Genomic DNA, 18,517 nt, shown 5'->3' with positions numbered 1-18,517 from the left:
GCTAATTTTGCAATTTTTATGAATCAAGTATAAATAAGGTCAATCTCAATAGAGGTATGGTGGGTACTAAGGGAGTAGCCCGCCACAGAATGAGGAGTGATGAATATGAGATATGGATTAACACGCTGGAGCCCGGCTGCTATGTCAGCATGGGATCCCATGGAAGAAATTAGCAGAATGCAAAATCGCATGATGGAGATGGCAGGAGAGGGAGAGAGAGGTTCCTGGATGGAATTTGAGACATTACGCCCTCTTGTGGATGTCAAGGAAGAAGATAAAAATGTCGTGGTAAAAACCGACCTGCCAGGTGTTAACAAGGAAGATGTAAACATTGACATCAGAGGCAACAGGGTATGGATAAGTGCAGATACCCACAGGGAAATCGAAAAGGAAGAAGAAGGATACGCTATGAAAGAGCGTTCCTTTAAAAGATTTGCCCGTTCATTCAGCCTTCCAACTGCGGTTTCCGAAGAAGGTGCAAAGGCTAAACTTGAAGATGGTGTACTCACGGTAACACTTCCAAAATCGGAAGCTGAAGAAAAGCACAGAGTAATGATCGAGTAATACTCTCGATATTTCCCGGATGTCCATTAGCCATATGGACATCTCTTTTCTATTTCTGCTTTCTTTAGGAAAAAGTTATTTTTGCGGCATCAGCCAGAGTTATCATCATACTTTACTCAGTGGGGGTAACTATCATCATCGCCGCGAACTATCGTATACGGATAATATTATTTATTCCTAATGCCGTTACTCCCCTGAGGAATATCCTGTGAAGATGGAAGCTTTTACCGTTGAGAATGTGCCGTTGATAAGAGAAGGAGATGACATTGCATCTATCATCTGCGATAATGCCAACATCATAGACAACGACATCATAGTAATAGCCTCGACCATAGTTGCAAAAGCCGAAGGCAGGATATTCAGACTTGAAGATATTCATGCAGGAGAAGAAGCCCAGAGAATAGCAGCCAAACATCACGCAGACCCGAGCTTCATTCAAGCAGTGCTGGACAGGAGCCATGAGGTGCTCATGGATTTTCCGATATTACTAGTGGAAACAAAGAATGGTCATGTTTGCATCAAGGCAGGTATCGACGATTCCAATGTAGAAAAAGGATATTTGGTTGACCTCCCGGAAGACCCGGATGCAAGTGCTGCAAATATCGGAAAGAAAATCGAAGGAATATGTGGCAAGAAAATCAGCGTAATAGTGACAGACACCAATGGCAGGGCTTTCAAAATAGGTCAGACAGGAGTTGCAGTCGGACTGTACAGGATACATCCGATTCTGAACTGGGTAGGGGAAAAAGATCTTTTCGGAAATATCCTTGAGATTACGGAAGAGGCCATTGCCGACGAGATTGCAGGCATGGCAAACCTGCTGATGGGAGAAGGAGACGGCGGACATCCTATCATTATCGTCAGAGGTCTTGAGATGCGATCTCATGAAGATGCATCGATAAAAGAGATGTACAGGTCAGACCGGGAAGATCTAATCAAAAAAGGGCTTCGTGGCCTTAAACAGACCTGAAAATTTTATTTCAGAAAGGAATATTGACTACCTCAACTCCGGAGTCAGCAAAGAATCCCAGTGCATCCGTATCCGGGTAGGGTTGGATATAAACTACTCTTTTTATGTTCGAGTTAATTATCATCTTGGCACACAATATACAGGGCTGGTGTGTACAATAAAGAGTTGCAAAATCGGTACTTACTCCGTGGAGTGCAGCCTGTATAATAGCATTCTGCTCTGCATGGACAGCCCGGCATTTCTCATGGCGTGTACCGGATGCTATATTGTTCTGCTCTCTTATGCAGCCAATATCCAGGCAATGTTCCATATTGCGTGGTGCACCGTTATAACCTGTGGAAAGGATTCTCTTATCCCTTGCGATCACAGCACCTACCCTATTCCTTAAACATGTGGAACGTTTGGCGACAACTGTAGCAATCTCAAGAAAATATTCATCAATGCTGGGTCTGTCGGTCATCGTGTAAGAGAGACAGCAAGTAGTATATATAAGTTCCAGTGTATGGATTGACAACTAGTTTATTAACAACGGGAGATTTAAAAATAATTACGGAGTATAAAAAATGGATGTCGGTTTGACTGAACGTCTGGATTCTTTTGTAAGGAGCCACAGCAATCGCCAGCTTATAGCAATACCGCTTGCTGTATTCCTTGTAGCAATGATCATACTTGGCATAACGTTTGCAAGCAGTGGCGCACCTGTGAAACTTGGAATGGAGTTTGAAGGAGGAACACTCATTTCAGTAGCATCCCAGGATACTGCTGAGTCCTTCGAACAGAAGTATGCCGATTATCCAATTGTCGACGTCCGAGAAGCCGGAGAACGCGTGGTTATGCAATTCGGACCCATGAGCAACGAGCAACAGGGCGAACTTGTGAGAGAAGTGACATCCACTTACTCTGGAGTGGAGATAAAACAGGTAGGACCCTTATACGGGGCAAACCTGCAGCAACAGGCAATCAAGGCCGTCATAATTTCCTTCATAGGGATGGCCATAGTAGTATTCCTGATATTCAAAACATTTGTACCGTCCCTTGCAGTAGTAGTATCGGCATTTTCCGACATCATGATAGCGGCTGCGTTCATGAATATAACAGGAATAGAGCTCTCCCTTGGCACTGTCGCCGCACTGTTGATGCTGATAGGTTATTCAGTTGACAGTGACATACTGCTGACAACAAGAGTACTAAAAAGAAGAGGCACACCTCAAGAGAATATCTCCAACGCAATGCATACGGGTATCACAATGACAAGCACAACCCTTGCAGCACTTGTTGTCATGTACCTGGTTTCCACATACTCATACCTACTCAGCTCATCTCTGTCTCAGATCACTTTGCTCTCAGACATATCAATAGTTCTTATATTCGGACTGCTTGCAGACCTCATGAACACCTGGCTGCTTAACACATCTATCCTGAGATGGCATGTAACAAGCAAGACTTCAAGGGGGAGAAAAGCATGAGAGAGGATGAAGAACAACAGAGTTTTTTCAGGGACATACGAGTCATCATATTCATAATCGCAATACTGGCATCGATATTGTTCATCCAGCCCGGATACTCTTCAGAAGAAGGCTTTCACACAAACCTGAACTACGGACTTGATCTTGAAGGTGGTTCCTGGCTCCAGATTAAATTGCAAGGTGCTGTAGCACAACTGGATGCAGATGCAGAAACACTATCTAAAACCGTAATAGAAAACGGCATATCTGAAACTGTAACAATAGAAAAGATAGACAGCAATAACGGCCAGCTTACTGTCACCTTTACAACCCCTGCCCAGCTCAGCAATAACCAGATGGATCAGCTTGGAATCGGGGAAACCACGATTACCAGGTCTAACAATGTTACCGAAGTAGTTCTGCATACATCAGAAGCAACACTGATAACCACATATCTTTCAGAATCGCTGGAGGCAGAAGTTGTTCCACTTGCCGTTAATGGTGGTGTGGAATACGAAATAAGAACAGCAGTATCACAGGAAGAGCTGGAAGAACTCATGTCCGAAGTCGGAGGTATCATAGTTACCGATGACCAGGGCACTCTCATCTACAAGGAAGGTGTCAGGACAGAGACAAGGGACCTTACAAAAGAGATACTCAGTGACAAGCTGAACGGTCTGGGACTCAAGGACATCCCTGTTAAAACGGTAGGAGAGGATTATATCCTCATTGACTTTGCAGGTATAGACCTTGCTACGGCGAAAGACATCGCCGAAAAACCAGGAAAGTTCGAGATACGTATCATCACCGAAGGCAACAATTCAAGGCATGCCATCTACGGTGATGCCATCCAGAGTGTCGGTATTGCAGGCTACAATGAGAATGATGGACAGTGGTACACTCCTTTCACACTTACTGATGAAGGAGCAAAAGCACTTCAGGAAACTGCCATTGACACAGGAGCTACAAGAGATCCTATGTCCCACTTCCTGGTCATGTACCTTGATGACGTTGAGGTCTACAGTGCACCCCTAAGCCCCTCTGCAGCATCAAGTCTTGAACAGTATCCCATATATTCCTGGCAAGCTTCCACAGGAGGAGACGAGGAAAGCAGGTCACAGGCAGAGCAGCTTCAGATTCACCTGCGTGCGGGAGCACTACCTGTCAATGTAGAACTCATGGGTTCAGGTCATGTTGACGCTTCACTGGGTGCTCAATTCAAGAGTCAGGCAGTCATCGCAGGACTGCTTGCACTGTTTGCGGTTGCACTCGTTATTTACAGACGCTATCGCAAACCAGAGATTCTCATACCTATGGTGGGTACTTCCATCTCCGAAGTGATCATGATCCTTGGTTTTGCAGGTGCTGTCGGCTGGCAACTTGACCTGCCAAGTATCGCAGGAATTATCGCGGTCATAGGTACGGGTATAGACCATCTGGTGATAATTACCGATGAGGTACTCTATGAAGGCAAACTTCCGCCAAGAAAAGTATATTTGTCCAGGATCACAAAGGCATTCAGCATAATATTCGCTGCTGCGGCAACAACTATCATAGCAATGTCACCACTTGTGGTGATGGGCTTTGGCGCACTCAAAGGATTCGCCATTACAACAATAGTTGGTGTCCTGATAGGTATACTGATCGCAAGACCTGTATATGCAAAAGTAATCCATACGATACTGGAAGCAAGGTCTGAAAAAACCCCTGAATAAGGATAAAACTGAATTGGGTGAGGAAAATGAAAGATATATGGACTATGAAATACAGGCCCTCAAAACTTGACGGAATTGTGGGCAACGAAGAATCCATTGACATGATGAGGAAACTCATCTTTTCGAAAAACCTACCTCACCTTGTCCTTTACGGGCCTGAAAACACCGGAAAGTCCTCTTCTGCGTTTGCCATGGCCAATGAAATCTACGGAGAAGAGTACCAGAGTAATTTTACTTATTTCAACGCATCCGATTTCTTCGAGCAGGGAAAAAGATACATTGTCAGGGACAAGAGATTCACCCGCATAATCGGGACTGATGACCCTGCTAAGATTAACAAAAGCGTTATTTCCATCTTCAAGGAAGTAATCAATGAGTATGCAAGCATGGGACCTCTCGATGCAGACTTCAAAATCATCTTCATAGATAACGCGGAGTCGTTTAACTCCGATGCCCAGCATGCGCTAAGGAGGATAATGGAGAAATACACTGCAACCTGCAGATTCATACTCTCTACCACACAGCCCTCAAAACTTATCGCACCCCTGCGCTCCAGGGGTCTTCAGTTGTTCTTTACGCATGTGTCCGATGATAAACTTTCAAGGTTCATCAGATATGTAGCAGATGCCGAAGGATTGGCACTGACCGAAGACGGGGTTGATGCAATTGGCTACCATGCAAAAGGAAATATTGCAAAAGCACTCCATACTCTGCAGCTTGCATCTGTCAAAACGAAAGGGGAGACTATCGGAGCACAGGAAATATATGATTCAACTCTTCTGGAAAGATCCGAGAATATAACCCATCTTTTCGATGCAGCCACATCAAAAGATATTCTGGCAGCAAGGAAAGCCATTGATAGCCTGATACTTGAAGACGGCATGTCGGGACAGGAGATACTTCTACAACTTCATCAAATAGCAATCTCCTCAAACGAGAACAATAATACCATTGCGGAATGGGTAATCAAGATGGCAGATGCCGACTTATATATGACTGAGGCAGCTAATGAAAGGATACAGCTTGAATCACTTGTAGCCCGTTTCTGCGAGTAAATAAACGCCCTTGATACATTTTTATCATAAGTAAAAGATTGTTTTCATCTCAAATGACAGTAAAAGAAAATACCGATCCTGATTTTTGCATTGCATGCCGGGAAATACTCGAAATGGTGATGGAAAAAAAGATCACCGATGACCGGCAGCTAAATGAGGCTAAGAAGAAACTGGCCAAGAAATACAGACTTTCTTGTCTTCCGAAGAATGCCGACGTAATCATGGCCGGAAACCAGGAAGAGCAGGAAAAAGTGCGGGATATACTACGCCGCAAACCAGTGCGCACCATCTCAGGAGTGGCAGTCATTGCCGCAATGACATCACCTGCCCCCTGTCCCCACGGAGTATGCGTACCCTGTCCAGGAGGACCGGCTTCAGAGTTCCATTCGCCACAAAGCTATATGGGTAGGGAACCTTCCACAATGCGTGCGATCCAGTATGAGTACGACCCATACAGGATTGTTACCGGAAGGCTGAAACAGCTCAATCAGATAGGACATGAAGTAAAAAAAGCCGAACTCATCGTAATGGGTGGCACTTTTTCTGCCAGGTCGATAGACTATCAGGAATGGTATACAAAACGCTGCCTGGAAGCCATGAACGATTTTTACGGAAAAGAATGGCGCCGGGAGGTCAGGACCATAGGGAAAGAATTCCCATATGTCACACTGGAAGATGTGCAGTTGATAAATGAGACTGCAGAGATAAGGAATACGGGTATCACCTTTGAGACAAGGCCTGACTGGACTTCGGTCGATCACGTAGACAGGATGCTTGAACTCGGAGCCACCAAGGTGGAGATCGGCGTCCAGAGTACCTATGATTTCGTACTATCAAGAATGAAAAGAGGGCACACGGTGGCTGATAGTATTGAAGCTAACCGCATTCTCAGGGATAGTGGCCTGAAAGTAGGTTTCCATATGATGCCCGGGCTTCCTGGAATGGATTCGGAAAGGGAAATCCGAAATTTTAAAAGATTATTCATCAATTCAGGATTCAAACCGGATTATCTGAAGATATATCCCACACTTGTAACAGAAGGTACTGAACTTAACGAGATGTGGGCAAACGGGGAATACCAGGCGATAAGCGATGAAGACGCTGTCGGGATTCTTGCAGAGATAAAGTCCCTTGTCCCTAAGTGGGTTCGATTGCAGCGTATTCAGCGAGACATACCTGCCCAGCAGATACTGTCAGGTGTCAGGAAAAGCAATATCCGACAGCTTGCACAGGACCGTCTTGGTCAGCAGGGTGGCAGGTGCCGCTGCATCAGATGCCGGGAAGTGGGTCACAACATCCTGCAGGGAAAAGAACCTGATATAGAAAATATAGAGCTCACTGTCGAAAGTTATGATTGCTGCGGCGGAAAAGAGCACTTCATTGCATTTGAGGATACAGTCCAGGATATACTGATAGGATTCATCAGGTTAAGATTCCCTCATACACCCCATCGCAGGGAACTTGAAAACGCCGCCCTTGTAAGGGAATTACATGTATACGGCTCTATGGTATCCGTGGGTGATAAAGCCAGAGATAATGACTGGCAACACAGAGGATACGGAGCTGAACTTGTCTCACATGCCGAAAAGATGGCATCTGATGCAGGATATAAGAAGATAGCCATTATGAGTGGCATAGGAGTACGAGGTTACTATCATAAACTTGGATATGAGCGGGATGGGGTATACATGTCTACAGAATTACAGGGTAAAGAATAAAAATACTTATTTCCAATAGAGGGCATAAATGTTAGAAGTTAAGGCAAGATTGTATATTTTGCCTAGAAACTATTAACTCAAAATTGAAGGAGACTGAATGCCGGAAACTAGAATTCTTGAAGATATACTCGGGAATCTGCAGGAAATTAATGAAAAACTTGACAGGATCGTCGGAAATAAAGAATTGATATCCGACCAACCGAACAAAGAAGACCTCTCTGACTCATTGGACATAATGACATTGCTGTCTCTGCCAGATCATTTACGTACAACAGCAACAACCCTTTTTGAAATAGGACCTGCAACTGCAGAAGAAGTAGCTAAAGTTACATTTAAGGAAAGAGCTGTGGAAAGCAACTATCTTAACCAGCTGGTCAGGATGGAGCATGTTGAAAAATACAGGGAAGGCAGGAAAGTTTATTTCCGAATTAATGAAAAATAAAATAAGAAGTTTTTAGCATTTTGCAAAAACTTTTGATTGAAATATACACTATCATTAACTACAAGAGGCAATATTCTAAGGGGGCTAGGAAAAATATGGCTTTTACGCTGGCAGTGCATTCTGCAAAAGGAGGAACAGGAAAAACCAGTATTGCAGTCAACCTTGCAGCAGCCTATGCCTTGGAAGGCAAAAATGTCTGTCTTTTGGACGTTGACGTCAGAGGACCTTCCTTGTACAGCATCTTCAAACCGGAGACTTCTTTCTGGATGAACAACCTGCTCTCCGGGGAAAGAGGGATCAAAGATGCAATACATGATGTCAGTAAAAAATATGGGACTGAAGGCAAATTCTTTGTGGGTTGTTCAAACCCTGATATTAATGAAATAAGAGAAATCGCAAGAAAAGACCGTAACTGGCAATCCAATGCATTGAGAAATCTTATCAACGGCAAAAAAGAACTTGGGAAGAAAAAAATAGATATTATTATCTTTGATACCAGCCCCGGAGTGGAATATGAGTCAATTAATGCCGTTGCTGCTTCTGATATGGTATTGATCGTACATAATACTTCAATAGCATGTCACAGTTGCACAGACCAGATGATTAAAGGTATATATGCCCCACTTAACAAGCAGTGCGCCATCATCGACAACATGTGCCACGACAACGTTTTAAAACTGTCCGAAGATAAGAGATTCGGAATAGATGTAATTACAAGAGTTCCCTGTATGTGTGAAGTTGCTACAAGGAACGATGAAATACTTTCCCTGACAGACCCGGAACATGCCTTTTCAAGAGCTATAAATGGCATGAAAGCCAAGATAGACCGGCTCTATCTGTAAAAGTGTGCCGGTCCTTTCTATCAATCCTTTTCTTTGTCCTCAATTATCGACATTACATCACTGTATAAATAATCGTCCATGTTCTGGGACTTGATTCTGCTAAAATCATCTTCAAGATCTTCCGATGACAGTATTATATCCTTGATAATAGAAAAAAAGAAAAATGCTACAAAGGTAGCACTTAAAGCCAGAATGATACGCTCCAGAGGATATAGCAGGACTACTGACCTGAATGCTTCAGCATTCAGACCGAATATATAAGAATAAGCAATGCTACCAGCCAGATGATCCGAAAGAACACCCATCAAAGCTGCAAAGAGGATAGATACGAAAACATAAATTCTGGAATGGATAGATTTTATGCTGTTCTTCTCAAAAACCACGAAAGCTACAAGTACGGCTACATGGAACCAGGGGAAAAAAAAGGCATTTCTTCCTACTTCAAAAATATACCAGCTCACTATAAGAGCGCCAAAGATGCTTAAAGCTACCTTATGCTGCCTATTCACGATAAAACCGGATACTACCGAAGAAAGCATTATGAAAAAAGGCGAAAGCATGTCAAAGGCATTTTCGCTTAAGTAACCAGTATTATTGAGCTCATGCAGGAACAGACCAGTACCAGAGACGATAGCACCCCAGAAAGGGCCGTAAAGTATCCCATTCAATGATCCGAAGGCCACAATTGAACTTATTCTTGTCCCCTCGATTCCGATAACTCCTGTGAGATCGGGCAGATAACTTGAAAAATATGTTAGTATAACACCAAACAGAAGATAAATAAAACTGACATCTTTTTTTATCCTTAATTTCGGCATCATTGGTGGCATAACTAAAATAATGAAGGAAAGGAATTTATTTATATCTTTACATTGGAATTTAAATCGAAATGTTAAATATATATTAGTATTTTTATATAATATGCAGAGTAATGCATGTAAGCATCACATTCTACAACAATTCTGATTCATAGGAACGTGAATGTTCATTTTGTATACATCTTGGATGAACTGTACATAAGTATCATTGACAAAATTCAAAATACATCTCTAGTTTTAAAATAAGTAACTAAATTATAATAATAGTTAAAATAGATTTTTTTGATTTTCTATCAAAAGTAATATATATAAGATAATTTATTCAATCTGCAAAAATTATTCTTTGCTTAAAATTAAGCCTCAAGATATCGATTAGAATCATATATCTGTATAAAAAAAAGCATATATTATACGATTAAACTAATTTATACTATGAATATAATCTTATACCCCGGGTTACCTTTAAATAAAACTTTGTATATACAGTAAATTATTACAGTATAAAATGATGAGTCTACGATTATAAATTAGTAGAATCATACAACAATAAATGGAGATTTAATATGAAAATCAGAGTTGTAAGTTCAAAAGAAGAAATCAACACCCTTGGACCAAATGAAGAGATTGTGCACCTTGCATTCAGACCATCAAACACCGATATATTTTCCCTGGTAATGAAATGCCCAAGCGTAAAAGCACTTCACATACCAAGCTCCTACAAGAGAACAATTTCAAATTCCGCAAAAATGTACCTTGAAATGCAGGGAATCGACCTTCTGGAAGGCGACGTATGGGGACACAGGAAAGATATCAACGAATATTCAGAAGTATCACAGGGTGTCTACGACCGCATAGACCAGTACAGAGAAGACGGACTCTCAGAAGACGAAATCGAAGACAAAATGATCAGAGAGACAAGACTCAGTCCCGACTTCGTTAAATTCCTTGTTAAACAAAACAACTAAGACAAAAAAGAGATCCCAATTCTGATAATTGGGGTCCTGAAACTATTTTTAAAATCGTTATTCACCGTATACCTGGACAAGTACTTTTCTTGAACGTGGACGGTTATCCAGGTCTATGAAAATAATCTGCTGCCATGTTCCAAGCTGAATATTTCCTTTAACCAGAGGAAAGGATTCACTTTGGCCAAGAATTGACGCCCTGATGTGAGAGTGACCATTCCCATCATGCCATCTTTCATCGTGATCGTAATCGATGCCCTGAGGGACAAGCCTCTCCAGTGCTTTCTTCAGATCGGAAACCAGCCCGGGCTCATATTCAAGGGTAGTTATTGCAGCTGTGGAGCCTGGTGCGAATACCATAACGATTCCATCCCTGACACCCGATGAAACAACAACATGGGAAATGTCAGAAGTCAGATCTATGATATCAGTATTACCTTTTGTTTCAAATTCCAGATAATCAGTGACAACTACCATACCAGATACCGCAATCAGTCCATCTGATTAATTTTCAGGCCAATTGCCGAAGTAGCGATAATAAAGACCACAAGCGCACCCACAAAACCATATGCCTGGTACGGTGTATCTTGCATGACCTGATGCACAATTATGAAGAGTACTGTCAGCAGGACTACAGAGCCCACGGAAGATATAATTTCAAGTTGTTTCTTGTTCATCAGAAGAATAATTGAACAATAAGTACATCAACTTAACGCAGATGATTAAATAATATAAAGTGAATCTTATTCCAAAAACACGGGTATTTTATGACAGAGTTCGAAAGGACACTTGTGCAGTCTTTTAACACATATTTTGAAGAAAAAAGCATAAAAGGTATAGCACACCGTCTGAAACAGCACAGGTTTACACCACAATTTCTGGATGTGCTTGTGGATTCACTTGATCCTGATTATTATCTGGGGATAGAATGCAAGAGTATTTCGGTGGACAAGGGAGCCAAAGCACTTTACTTCACACAGCATTTCACAATAGACAAGAACGGAATTCATCAGATAGATCGTATATCAGACTACCTGATAAGGTCAGGAAGAACGGGTTTCCTTGCAATCGAACTCAAAATGGGAGTAGGACGTGCCAGGGAAGCATATATAATACCCTGGGACGTGCTCCGGGACAGGTTCCATGAAGACGGCAGGACAAAGTTCACTGTAGACGAGATACAGGATTTCTGCAGGATGGAGAGAAAGGCAAACATGTATGTTATCGATCCAGATGGATGGAAAAAAGTGTCAAGGATAATCTCATGAGGAAAAGATGTCTGAAATCATGATACAAATGGCCCGACGTGCCGCAGTGTGTGCAGAAGAAATAAAAAAGCACAAAGAGGTACAGCTCGTATCCCACATAGATGCCGACGGAATAAGCTCAGGAGCAATCATAGCAAAAGCCCTTGAAGAAGCCGGTATAGAATATGAGATGCTTTTTGTGAAGCAGCTCGATGAAGCAATAGTTAGGGACCTGGCAGACACAAATCCCGAACTTACAATATTCACCGATCTTGGAAGCGGACAGATCGAGCACATCAATAATTACGGACTACGTGCTATTGTCTCAGATCATCATCGACCTCAGGGGGACATGGACCTTCACCTGAACCCACACCTTTTCGGGGCGAACGGTTCCTTTGAGATAAGCGGCTCCGGAACCACATTCATACTTGCCAGTCAGCTAGGGAAAAATAATAATCTTGCAGACCTTGCGATAGTCGGATGCGTAGGTGATATGCAATACCGCAAGTATGGAAAACTTGTAAGCCTGAACCGGGAGATACTGGAAGATAATCCATCTTTCGTAATTCCAAAGAACGACATCTCGCTTTATGGAAAACAGACAAGACCTGTCTTCAAGATGCTGCAATTTTCCTCAGACCCATACCTGCCAGGACTTTCGGGTAGTGAAGACGCATGTATAGACTTCCTCCACAAGATAGGCCTGCGCTCGGCAAACGACGAAAAATGGCGCAGGTGGATAGACCTGACTGAAGAAGAAAAGGTCAGGGTCACATCATCTCTTCTGCAGTACTCAGTCCAGAACGGTCTTTCATCATACAACATCAACCGCCTGGTAAGTGAATGCTACTTACTGCTTCAGGAAAACGAGGGTACTGAGATGAGAGATGCAAGTGAGTACGCTACCCTTTTGAATGCTACCGGCCGATATATGCAGGCAGAAACTGGCATGGCCGTTTGCATGGGAGACAGGGAAGATGCATACGAAGCTGCACGCAGGTTGCTCTATGAACACCGCAAGAACCTGGTAGAAGGATTGAACTTTGTAAGAGATAATGGGGTGACCCAGCTATCGCACCTTCAATTCTTTGATGCAGGCAGCAGTATACCGGAAACCATTGTCGGTATTGTTGCAGGAATGAGCCATGCTTCCAATAACCGCCGCATCCCAATCATAGCATTTGCAGACAAGGATGACGGGCATAAGGTATCGGCAAGAGGCACACAGGAACTTGTCAACAAGGGACTCAATCTTTCGGAAGCCATAAGCCAGATATGCCAGGAAATAGGAGGAGCAGGCGGAGGTCATGATATCGCAGCAGGAGCTACTGTTCCCTTTGGTAAAAAAGAAGAATTCATAGAGAAACTAAACTCAATAATAGCATCCCAGATAGTCAGTAAGGCATGATGCTTAAAAATTGATTTCAAAGATCGTTGATGTGTTTCAGTTCATTAATATCCATCAACGTAGACATTGCATTGGTTCTGATAGGAATTCCATGCTCCTGGACTATTGCCATGGGATTCGTGCCGCCGATTACGACAATACCAAGGTGGTCCCTCTCAACCGGAACATCCAGTATCCTTGTGTTGGGCTCACCTACTTCCAAAATCCCCGTAATACCTGCATCAACCATATCCGAGAGCGTGCTGTCTATGATATCCCTTGCAACCATGGGTGCTTCCCTGAGATTCGCAAGAATCTTTCCGGTACCGGTCCTGAGCATTTCCATAACAGATGTTAGCTCCTGGGACATCAGTACTTCCAGAGGATCTATTGTGGTACTTTGATAAGTGAGCACATTTGTAAAACGCAGAGGAACACCATCACGAATTTCTACAAGGCCACCGAACCGGGGTTTAATCATCACACCCGCTTTCAGCAGGATGCCGTCAATGGTGATACTGCATACTGTTGCAAAGCCTACCTCATCTTTTCCTATAACCCGCTCTCCCACAGAGTCACCTTCATGCAACACTTTCAACATGGGACTTACAGCGAGACCACTATTGATGGCAAGGCTGAATATCTTAAGGACATCTTCAAAATCCCGTTTGTCAATCAGGGAAAGGTTGACGATGACATCTCCTTCCATAGTTTTAGGATTGAAGGTCGTCCTGAACATCAGGTCCTCGATCTTGGAAGATGTAAACTGGATACGGCTATTTTTTAGCAACAATATACCTCTTAGCGCTTTTTTAGTAACACTCAACCACTTATATGCTCGCACAATAAAAATGTTACTTTCAGGCGATCACTTTTTCGAAAATGGACACATAGTCCTGAGGCCTGGTAAGGAACTTAAGCTTGCCACTATCGTTAACAAGATCATACATGTCTTTTCCTCCAAAGATACCAAGTTCCGGATAATCTGTTGTTTCCATGAACCTTATAGCCGGTGCTTCAGAGTAATCAGGATTCCTGACAAATCCATCCACAAGAAGATAATAGGCAGCACCCGAAAGATCTCTGATAGGTTCATAGACCGATGAAAAATCACTTGCCACCCAGTTTGCCATCTTAAGTGTTTCACCGGTTGCATTGATTGTAATATGCCCGTAACCTGAAGGTATGACAACGCAATCTCCTTTCTCCGCATTGTAGACCACTACATCCGTGATCATGTTATCTTCCTGTTTCTGCAAAAGGTAAGTAGCTTTTCCTTCAAGTACCTGGTAAACCTCCGCATAGGAAAGCTTGGTTCCCGGGACAAAAGGATGATAGTGACCCGCAGTCTTTACGTACTCCCTTCCCAGCATTTTAGGAGGAATAACCGTTATATCATACCTGATGTTGTGTTCTTTCATTGTTTCAAGATCAGATTCACTCCTGTACAGGTCCCTGTACATGTAGTAAAGCTCCATATTCTTAACCTGACCCAGCCACTCCCTGTCAAAGAGGACTTCTTTCATGTCATAAAGCATCCTTACATCAGGAGTCCTGATGCTTCCGTAGAAATCCAGTTCATTACCCATTTTACCTCACCCTCGAATAATTGGAATACATTAACTTCCAAATTTATTAGATAAATAATATGAACCCAATATATTTGAATTTAGCCGCCATCAGTATACACGAAGTTCAGGCGTTAAGATACTCATGGATGCGCTCTGCAATCTTTTTGCTGATACCCTTAACTTTCATCATATCATCGAGTGAGGCAGACTTTATATTTTCCACCGAGCCAAAATGTTCGATCAGAAGTTTCTTTTTGCCCGGGCCGATCCCGGGTATAGCATCAAGCTGTGAATGAGTGAGTGTTGCGGATCGCCTGCGACGGTGAGATGTTACCGCAAAACGATGGGCTTCATCTCTTATTCTCATAAGAAGTTTCAGGGCAGGAGAGCTTTTTGGAAGAATTATTACCTCTTTAGGTCCTTTCCGGGGAGTAATAATATGTTCGAAACGCTTTGCCAGGCCAATCAAAGGAATATCAAGTCCTAAGGCATCCAGAGAAGATTTGGCTGCTCCTACCTGCCCCGGTCCGCCGTCGATGAGTATAAGATCAGGTAATGATCTGTTTTCTTTCAACAGGCGTGAATATCTCCGGCTTACTACCTCAGCCATCATTGCGAAATCATCGATTCCCTTGACCGTACGTATGTTATGTTGACGATACTTGTCGTTAGCCGGCATTCCGTCTTCGAAGACTACCATCGACCCCACGGCATTAGTACCAGAGATATTGGAAATATCAAAGCCTTCTATGTGTTGGGGCAATTTATCAAGGGAAAGTACATCTTTAAGTTCATTGAGTGCAATTTTTGATGACTCGGAAGGACCCTTTTCCATCTTTGCAATCCGCATTGCCATCTCTGCATTGCGAATACACATCTCCATGATCTTTTTCTTCTCGACCCTGAAGGGAACCTGTATCTTTACTTCCCGTCCTGTCCTCTGACCCAGCCAGCCGGAGATAAGTTCTTTTTCAGGAATTTCATGCTGTACGAGTATTTCCGGTGGGATGGGTGAATCCTGATAATACTGTTTTATAAAAACTGCAAGTGCAGCAGGCACATCCGCGGAACCTTCGGAATCCACCAAGGTAAAATCAGCTTTTCCTACCATGCTCCCGTGTCGAATAAAAAATATCTGCAAATACACAGTCGAACCATCTGCCACTGCAGCGATCACGTCTCTGTCCTCTATTCCTGAAGTTGCAATCTGTTGCTCAGTGAGACATTTCAGGCCCTCTATCTGATCCCTTACCTCCCCAGCAGCTTCATATTCCTGATTTGCGGCAAGAGCATACATCTTTACTTCAAGTTCTTTCAACAACCCTGCAGTGTCGCCTTTTAAAAAACGAACTGCTTTCATGACTCTCCTGTTGTATTCTTCCTCATCCATGGAGCCTTTACATGGTGCCATGCAGCGCTTTATGTGATAATTAAGGCATGGCCGAGTCTTTCCGGGAACAATCGGTTTTTTGCAGCGACGCAGCAGGAATAATTTAGATATCACCTCAAGGGTGCTGCGAATCGCCCTGCTGTTAGTGTAGGGACCAAAATAAAGAGCATCATCCATGAGCCGCCGACGAGTCAGGAATATCCGTGGAAACTTCTCATTGATAGTGACCTTGACATAAGGATAGCGTTTATCATCCTTCAGGCGAACGTTGTAACGAGGCTTGTACTTCTTAATGAGGTTGGCCTCAAGCACAAGAGCATCGATTTCGGTGTCTGTAACGATAAATTCTATATCGTCGATCTGCTTTACCAGTACACGCGTCTTGGGAATCTGGCTGGCAGATGAGTGAAAATAAGAACGTACCCTTTTAATAAGGGATATGGCTTTTCCAACGTAGATAATATCTCCCGTATTATCTTTCATCAGGTATACGCCGGGAGAATCAGGGATCTTGCTTAGATCGGGAACCATATCAAATGCTTTCGGAGAACTTATGTTCTATGAATCGGGGAAGGGTCATTTCCATTATAGTCTTGAGATTTATCGTGTCTTCCCTGTTATATTCAAGCAGTAGCTCAAGAGCTTCCTGATCACCTTTTCTGTACTGGTGCCACAGGCGCACTGCATCAAAACCCGTGATACCTGCGACATCCTCTTTTCTGGAAATACCCAGTTCGACCTCTATTTTCTTAAGGCCGCCAGTCAGGGATATCCGCCTGAGAGGATACATCAGGTCTGCATGAAGCTTATTCATATTCACTTCCGGGAATTCACGCTTGATAAAAGGAAGATCAAACCTTGCACCGTTAAAAGTTACAAGATATTCGTACTTCTCGAACTCCTCCACTACGTCATCCAGATCTATGCCATGTATGAAGGTCTTGGCATCTTTTCCATCATATATACCGATAACAGTAATATGAGAGCTGCCCGGAGAAAGACCTGTGGTCTCAATATCTACATAGGCTGCCTTTTCCGAGAACATGCTAAACGCACGCCAGTGTTCGGCACTAGGCAGGGACCTGGCAAAGAATTCAAAGTCATGACTTGCAAGACGCTCTTTTGATTCCTCTATTCCGGGAAGAATCATTTCCATCCTGGACCTGGGAATCGGAACCACGTCCTTTTTGTCAGAGAACTCGTCCCATGTGCGCACACCGCTGGCCCATATTTTTTTTTCAATGGTTGCCCCTACTCTAGGGATATGGATATATGTGCTAGTAAGCATTTATTTTCACTTTTCTGTAAGTTTTAATGTTGGACCTAATATATGATAAACTCTGGTATCGCCTGGAAATATACAAGTGGGATAAAAGTTATTACTTATATATCGCACCCTGTGTAAAGAGGGGCCAATATTCGGGGAAAAGAAGAAAGGAGTAAGAAGAATGAAAGTTTCAGTTATCGGAGCAGGTAATGTGGGGGCTACCACTGTGCAGCGTCTTGTCGAACTTGATATTGCTGATGTGGTCATGTTGGATATTGTAGAAGGATTACCACAGGGGAAGGCACTGGATATTTCCCAGGCAGCGCCTATGATGGGCTATAACGTTGATGTCACGGGTTCTAACGATTACGCAGACATAAGCGACTCGGATATTGTAGTGATCACTGCGGGAATTGCCAGAAAGCCGGGGATGGACAGAAGTGACCTGCTTAAAACTAATATAAAGATCACACAGGATGTTTGCGACAATACAATGAATTATTCACCCGAAGCGATCATAATGACGGTAACAAACCCTCTGGATATCATTACATATGCCGCTATTCAGTCTACACAACTTGAAAGAGGAAGAGTGTTCGGGATGAGCGGATTGCTGGATTCAGGCAGATTCGCTTCGTTCATCGCACAGGAGATTAATTGCTCTGTCAAAGATATCAACGCAATGGTACTGGGCGGGCATGGTGATTCAATGGTCCCACTCCCGGGACATACTACAGTATCAGGCATACCACTGACCAGCCTGATGGATGAGGATGCTATTAACAGAATCATTAAGAGAACTGTTAATGCAGGTGCCGAAATAGTCGGACACCTGAAAACAGGAAGCGCATTTTACGCACCTTCCGCTGCAATTGCATGCATGACCGAGGCCATATTGAAAGATACAAAAAGAATAGTTCCAGCTTCTGTTCAACTTGATGGGGAATACGGCCTGAAGGATATATGCCTGGGAGTTCCTGTAAAACTTGGAAAAAAGGGAGCAGAAGAAATAATAGAACTTGAACTTACAGAAGAAGAGATGAAGGCACTTCATAATTCCGCAAACGCAGTGAGTATGGGCATATCAAGTATATGACCCTAAAAACAAAAACTGTATT

At 43.1% G+C, this 18,517-nt stretch carries 20 protein-coding genes; 12 read left to right on the top strand and 8 right to left on the bottom strand.

Annotated features, from left to right (window positions below; all coding sequences use genetic code 11):
* Window positions 1-105: 105 nt before the first annotated feature.
* Together V7O62_RS11300 and V7O62_RS11295 are read left to right on the top strand one after the other, a co-directional pair.
* A complete protein-coding gene (locus tag V7O62_RS11300) occupies window positions 106-564 on the top strand; it encodes an Hsp20/alpha crystallin family protein (RefSeq protein WP_406656431.1) in 459 nt (152 codons plus the stop codon).
* A gap of 208 nt (window positions 565-772) precedes the next feature.
* Entirely contained in the window at window positions 773-1,534 is a 762-nt protein-coding gene (locus V7O62_RS11295; RefSeq protein WP_406656430.1) for a coenzyme F420-0:L-glutamate ligase, read from the top strand.
* Between the two features lie 10 nt (window positions 1,535-1,544).
* Here the strand turns inward: V7O62_RS11295 and V7O62_RS11290 are convergent, their stop codons facing one another.
* Entirely contained in the window at window positions 1,545-1,994 is a 450-nt protein-coding gene (locus V7O62_RS11290) for a deoxycytidylate deaminase (RefSeq protein WP_406656429.1), read from the bottom strand.
* A 103-nt stretch (window positions 1,995-2,097) separates the two neighbouring features.
* Between V7O62_RS11290 and V7O62_RS11285 the strand changes: the two genes are divergently transcribed.
* The 6 genes from V7O62_RS11285 to V7O62_RS11260 all read left to right on the top strand — a co-directional run bounded on the left by V7O62_RS11285 (window position 2,098) and on the right by V7O62_RS11260 (window position 8,751).
* Window positions 2,098-3,000 carry a protein translocase subunit SecF gene (locus V7O62_RS11285; RefSeq protein ID WP_406656428.1) on the top strand — a complete coding sequence of 301 codons (903 nt, stop codon included), beginning with the start codon at window positions 2,098-2,100 and terminating at the stop codon, window positions 2,998-3,000.
* A complete protein-coding gene (locus V7O62_RS11280; RefSeq protein WP_406656427.1) occupies window positions 2,997-4,694 on the top strand; it encodes a preprotein translocase subunit SecD in 1,698 nt (565 codons plus the stop codon). The genes V7O62_RS11285 and V7O62_RS11280 overlap by 4 nt, the downstream gene beginning before the upstream one ends.
* Window positions 4,695-4,720: 26 nt before the next feature.
* The gene (locus V7O62_RS11275; protein ID WP_406656426.1) at window positions 4,721-5,749 is read left to right on the top strand and encodes an AAA family ATPase; all 1,029 of its coding nucleotides are present in this window, start codon (window positions 4,721-4,723) and stop codon (window positions 5,747-5,749) included.
* Window positions 5,750-5,802: 53 nt separating this feature from the next.
* Window positions 5,803-7,467 (top strand): tRNA uridine(34) 5-carboxymethylaminomethyl modification radical SAM/GNAT enzyme Elp3, encoded by a 1,665-nt coding sequence (locus tag V7O62_RS11270; protein WP_406656425.1) that lies wholly within the window; start codon window positions 5,803-5,805, stop codon window positions 7,465-7,467.
* Window positions 7,468-7,564: 97 nt separating this feature from the next.
* Window positions 7,565-7,909, top strand: a complete 345-nt coding sequence (locus tag V7O62_RS11265) for a transcriptional regulator (RefSeq protein WP_406656424.1) — start codon at window positions 7,565-7,567, stop codon at window positions 7,907-7,909.
* Between the two features lie 95 nt (window positions 7,910-8,004).
* Complete coding sequence (locus V7O62_RS11260) at window positions 8,005-8,751, top strand: MinD/ParA family protein (RefSeq protein WP_406656423.1); 747 nt, start codon at window positions 8,005-8,007, stop codon at window positions 8,749-8,751.
* Window positions 8,752-8,771: 20 nt separating this feature from the next.
* Here V7O62_RS11260 and V7O62_RS11255 read toward each other — a convergent pair whose 3' ends face one another.
* Window positions 8,772-9,581 (bottom strand): hypothetical protein, encoded by an 810-nt coding sequence (locus tag V7O62_RS11255; protein WP_406656422.1) that lies wholly within the window; start codon window positions 9,579-9,581, stop codon window positions 8,772-8,774.
* Between the two features lie 551 nt (window positions 9,582-10,132).
* On the opposite strand from V7O62_RS11255, the gene V7O62_RS11250 reads away from it, so the two are divergent.
* A complete protein-coding gene (locus V7O62_RS11250) occupies window positions 10,133-10,534 on the top strand; it encodes a DUF1699 family protein (protein WP_406656421.1) in 402 nt (133 codons plus the stop codon).
* A gap of 57 nt (window positions 10,535-10,591) precedes the next feature.
* Here V7O62_RS11250 and V7O62_RS11245 read toward each other — a convergent pair whose 3' ends face one another.
* The gene (locus tag V7O62_RS11245) at window positions 10,592-11,011 is read right to left on the bottom strand and encodes a secondary thiamine-phosphate synthase enzyme YjbQ (RefSeq protein ID WP_406656420.1); all 420 of its coding nucleotides are present in this window, start codon (window positions 11,009-11,011) and stop codon (window positions 10,592-10,594) included.
* A gap of 14 nt (window positions 11,012-11,025) precedes the next feature.
* Window positions 11,026-11,211 carry a hypothetical protein gene (locus V7O62_RS11240; protein ID WP_406656419.1) on the bottom strand — a complete coding sequence of 62 codons (186 nt, stop codon included), beginning with the start codon at window positions 11,209-11,211 and terminating at the stop codon, window positions 11,026-11,028.
* Window positions 11,212-11,301: 90 nt separating this feature from the next.
* Between V7O62_RS11240 and V7O62_RS11235 the strand changes: the two genes are divergently transcribed.
* Together V7O62_RS11235 and V7O62_RS11230 are read left to right on the top strand one after the other, a co-directional pair.
* Window positions 11,302-11,802, top strand: coding sequence for a hypothetical protein (locus V7O62_RS11235; RefSeq protein WP_406656418.1), 501 nt, complete (start codon window positions 11,302-11,304; stop codon window positions 11,800-11,802).
* Between the two features lie 7 nt (window positions 11,803-11,809).
* Window positions 11,810-13,192, top strand: coding sequence for a DHHA1 domain-containing protein (locus V7O62_RS11230; protein WP_406656417.1), 1,383 nt, complete (start codon window positions 11,810-11,812; stop codon window positions 13,190-13,192).
* Between the two features lie 16 nt (window positions 13,193-13,208).
* Here V7O62_RS11230 and V7O62_RS11225 read toward each other — a convergent pair whose 3' ends face one another.
* The 4 genes from V7O62_RS11225 to V7O62_RS11210 all read right to left on the bottom strand — a co-directional run bounded on the left by V7O62_RS11225 (window position 13,209) and on the right by V7O62_RS11210 (window position 17,420).
* The gene (locus tag V7O62_RS11225; RefSeq protein ID WP_406656416.1) at window positions 13,209-13,961 is read right to left on the bottom strand and encodes a DUF128 domain-containing protein; all 753 of its coding nucleotides are present in this window, start codon (window positions 13,959-13,961) and stop codon (window positions 13,209-13,211) included.
* Between the two features lie 70 nt (window positions 13,962-14,031).
* Window positions 14,032-14,760 (bottom strand): glucose-6-phosphate isomerase family protein, encoded by a 729-nt coding sequence (locus V7O62_RS11220; protein ID WP_406656415.1) that lies wholly within the window; start codon window positions 14,758-14,760, stop codon window positions 14,032-14,034.
* Between the two features lie 106 nt (window positions 14,761-14,866).
* Complete coding sequence (gene uvrC, locus V7O62_RS11215; protein WP_406656414.1) at window positions 14,867-16,663, bottom strand: excinuclease ABC subunit UvrC; 1,797 nt, start codon at window positions 16,661-16,663, stop codon at window positions 14,867-14,869.
* A gap of 1 nt (window position 16,664) precedes the next feature.
* Entirely contained in the window at window positions 16,665-17,420 is a 756-nt protein-coding gene (locus V7O62_RS11210) for a ribonuclease H-like domain-containing protein (protein WP_406656413.1), read from the bottom strand.
* Between the two features lie 160 nt (window positions 17,421-17,580).
* Between V7O62_RS11210 and mdh the strand changes: the two genes are divergently transcribed.
* Window positions 17,581-18,495 (top strand): malate dehydrogenase, encoded by a 915-nt coding sequence (gene mdh / locus V7O62_RS11205; RefSeq protein WP_406656412.1) that lies wholly within the window; start codon window positions 17,581-17,583, stop codon window positions 18,493-18,495.
* Window positions 18,496-18,517 lie beyond the last annotated feature (22 nt).

This window comes from Methanolobus sp. ZRKC2 (assembly GCF_045291185.1).
Classification (GTDB): domain Archaea; phylum Halobacteriota; class Methanosarcinia; order Methanosarcinales; family Methanosarcinaceae; genus Methanolobus.
Note: the sequence above shows the minus strand (reverse complement) of the source record. Positions and strands in the feature narration are given on the sequence as shown.

Excerpts from the sequence above, each read along its gene's own strand:
- V7O62_RS11245 (WP_406656420.1), bottom strand. The coding sequence starts at position 11,011 with ATGGTAGTTGTCACTGATTATCTGGAATTTGAAACAAAAGGTAATACT.
- V7O62_RS11210 (WP_406656413.1), bottom strand. The coding sequence starts at position 17,420 with ATGCTTACTAGCACATATATCCATATCCCTAGAGTAGGGGCAACCATT.
- V7O62_RS11270 (WP_406656425.1), top strand. The coding sequence starts at position 5,803 with ATGACAGTAAAAGAAAATACCGATCCTGATTTTTGCATTGCATGCCGG.
- V7O62_RS11255 (WP_406656422.1), bottom strand. The coding sequence starts at position 9,581 with ATGCCACCAATGATGCCGAAATTAAGGATAAAAAAAGATGTCAGTTTT.
- V7O62_RS11280 (WP_406656427.1), top strand. The coding sequence starts at position 2,997 with ATGAGAGAGGATGAAGAACAACAGAGTTTTTTCAGGGACATACGAGTC.
- V7O62_RS11230 (WP_406656417.1), top strand. The coding sequence starts at position 11,810 with ATGTCTGAAATCATGATACAAATGGCCCGACGTGCCGCAGTGTGTGCA.
- V7O62_RS11275 (WP_406656426.1), top strand. The coding sequence starts at position 4,721 with ATGAAAGATATATGGACTATGAAATACAGGCCCTCAAAACTTGACGGA.
- V7O62_RS11265 (WP_406656424.1), top strand. The coding sequence starts at position 7,565 with ATGCCGGAAACTAGAATTCTTGAAGATATACTCGGGAATCTGCAGGAA.
- V7O62_RS11300 (WP_406656431.1), top strand. The coding sequence starts at position 106 with ATGAGATATGGATTAACACGCTGGAGCCCGGCTGCTATGTCAGCATGG.
- uvrC (WP_406656414.1), bottom strand. The coding sequence starts at position 16,663 with ATGGTTCCCGATCTAAGCAAGATCCCTGATTCTCCCGGCGTATACCTG.
- V7O62_RS11250 (WP_406656421.1), top strand. The coding sequence starts at position 10,133 with ATGAAAATCAGAGTTGTAAGTTCAAAAGAAGAAATCAACACCCTTGGA.
- mdh (WP_406656412.1), top strand. The coding sequence starts at position 17,581 with ATGAAAGTTTCAGTTATCGGAGCAGGTAATGTGGGGGCTACCACTGTG.
- V7O62_RS11240 (WP_406656419.1), bottom strand. The coding sequence starts at position 11,211 with ATGAACAAGAAACAACTTGAAATTATATCTTCCGTGGGCTCTGTAGTC.
- V7O62_RS11235 (WP_406656418.1), top strand. The coding sequence starts at position 11,302 with ATGACAGAGTTCGAAAGGACACTTGTGCAGTCTTTTAACACATATTTT.
- V7O62_RS11260 (WP_406656423.1), top strand. The coding sequence starts at position 8,005 with ATGGCTTTTACGCTGGCAGTGCATTCTGCAAAAGGAGGAACAGGAAAA.
- V7O62_RS11290 (WP_406656429.1), bottom strand. The coding sequence starts at position 1,994 with ATGACCGACAGACCCAGCATTGATGAATATTTTCTTGAGATTGCTACA.
- V7O62_RS11220 (WP_406656415.1), bottom strand. The coding sequence starts at position 14,760 with ATGGGTAATGAACTGGATTTCTACGGAAGCATCAGGACTCCTGATGTA.
- V7O62_RS11285 (WP_406656428.1), top strand. The coding sequence starts at position 2,098 with ATGGATGTCGGTTTGACTGAACGTCTGGATTCTTTTGTAAGGAGCCAC.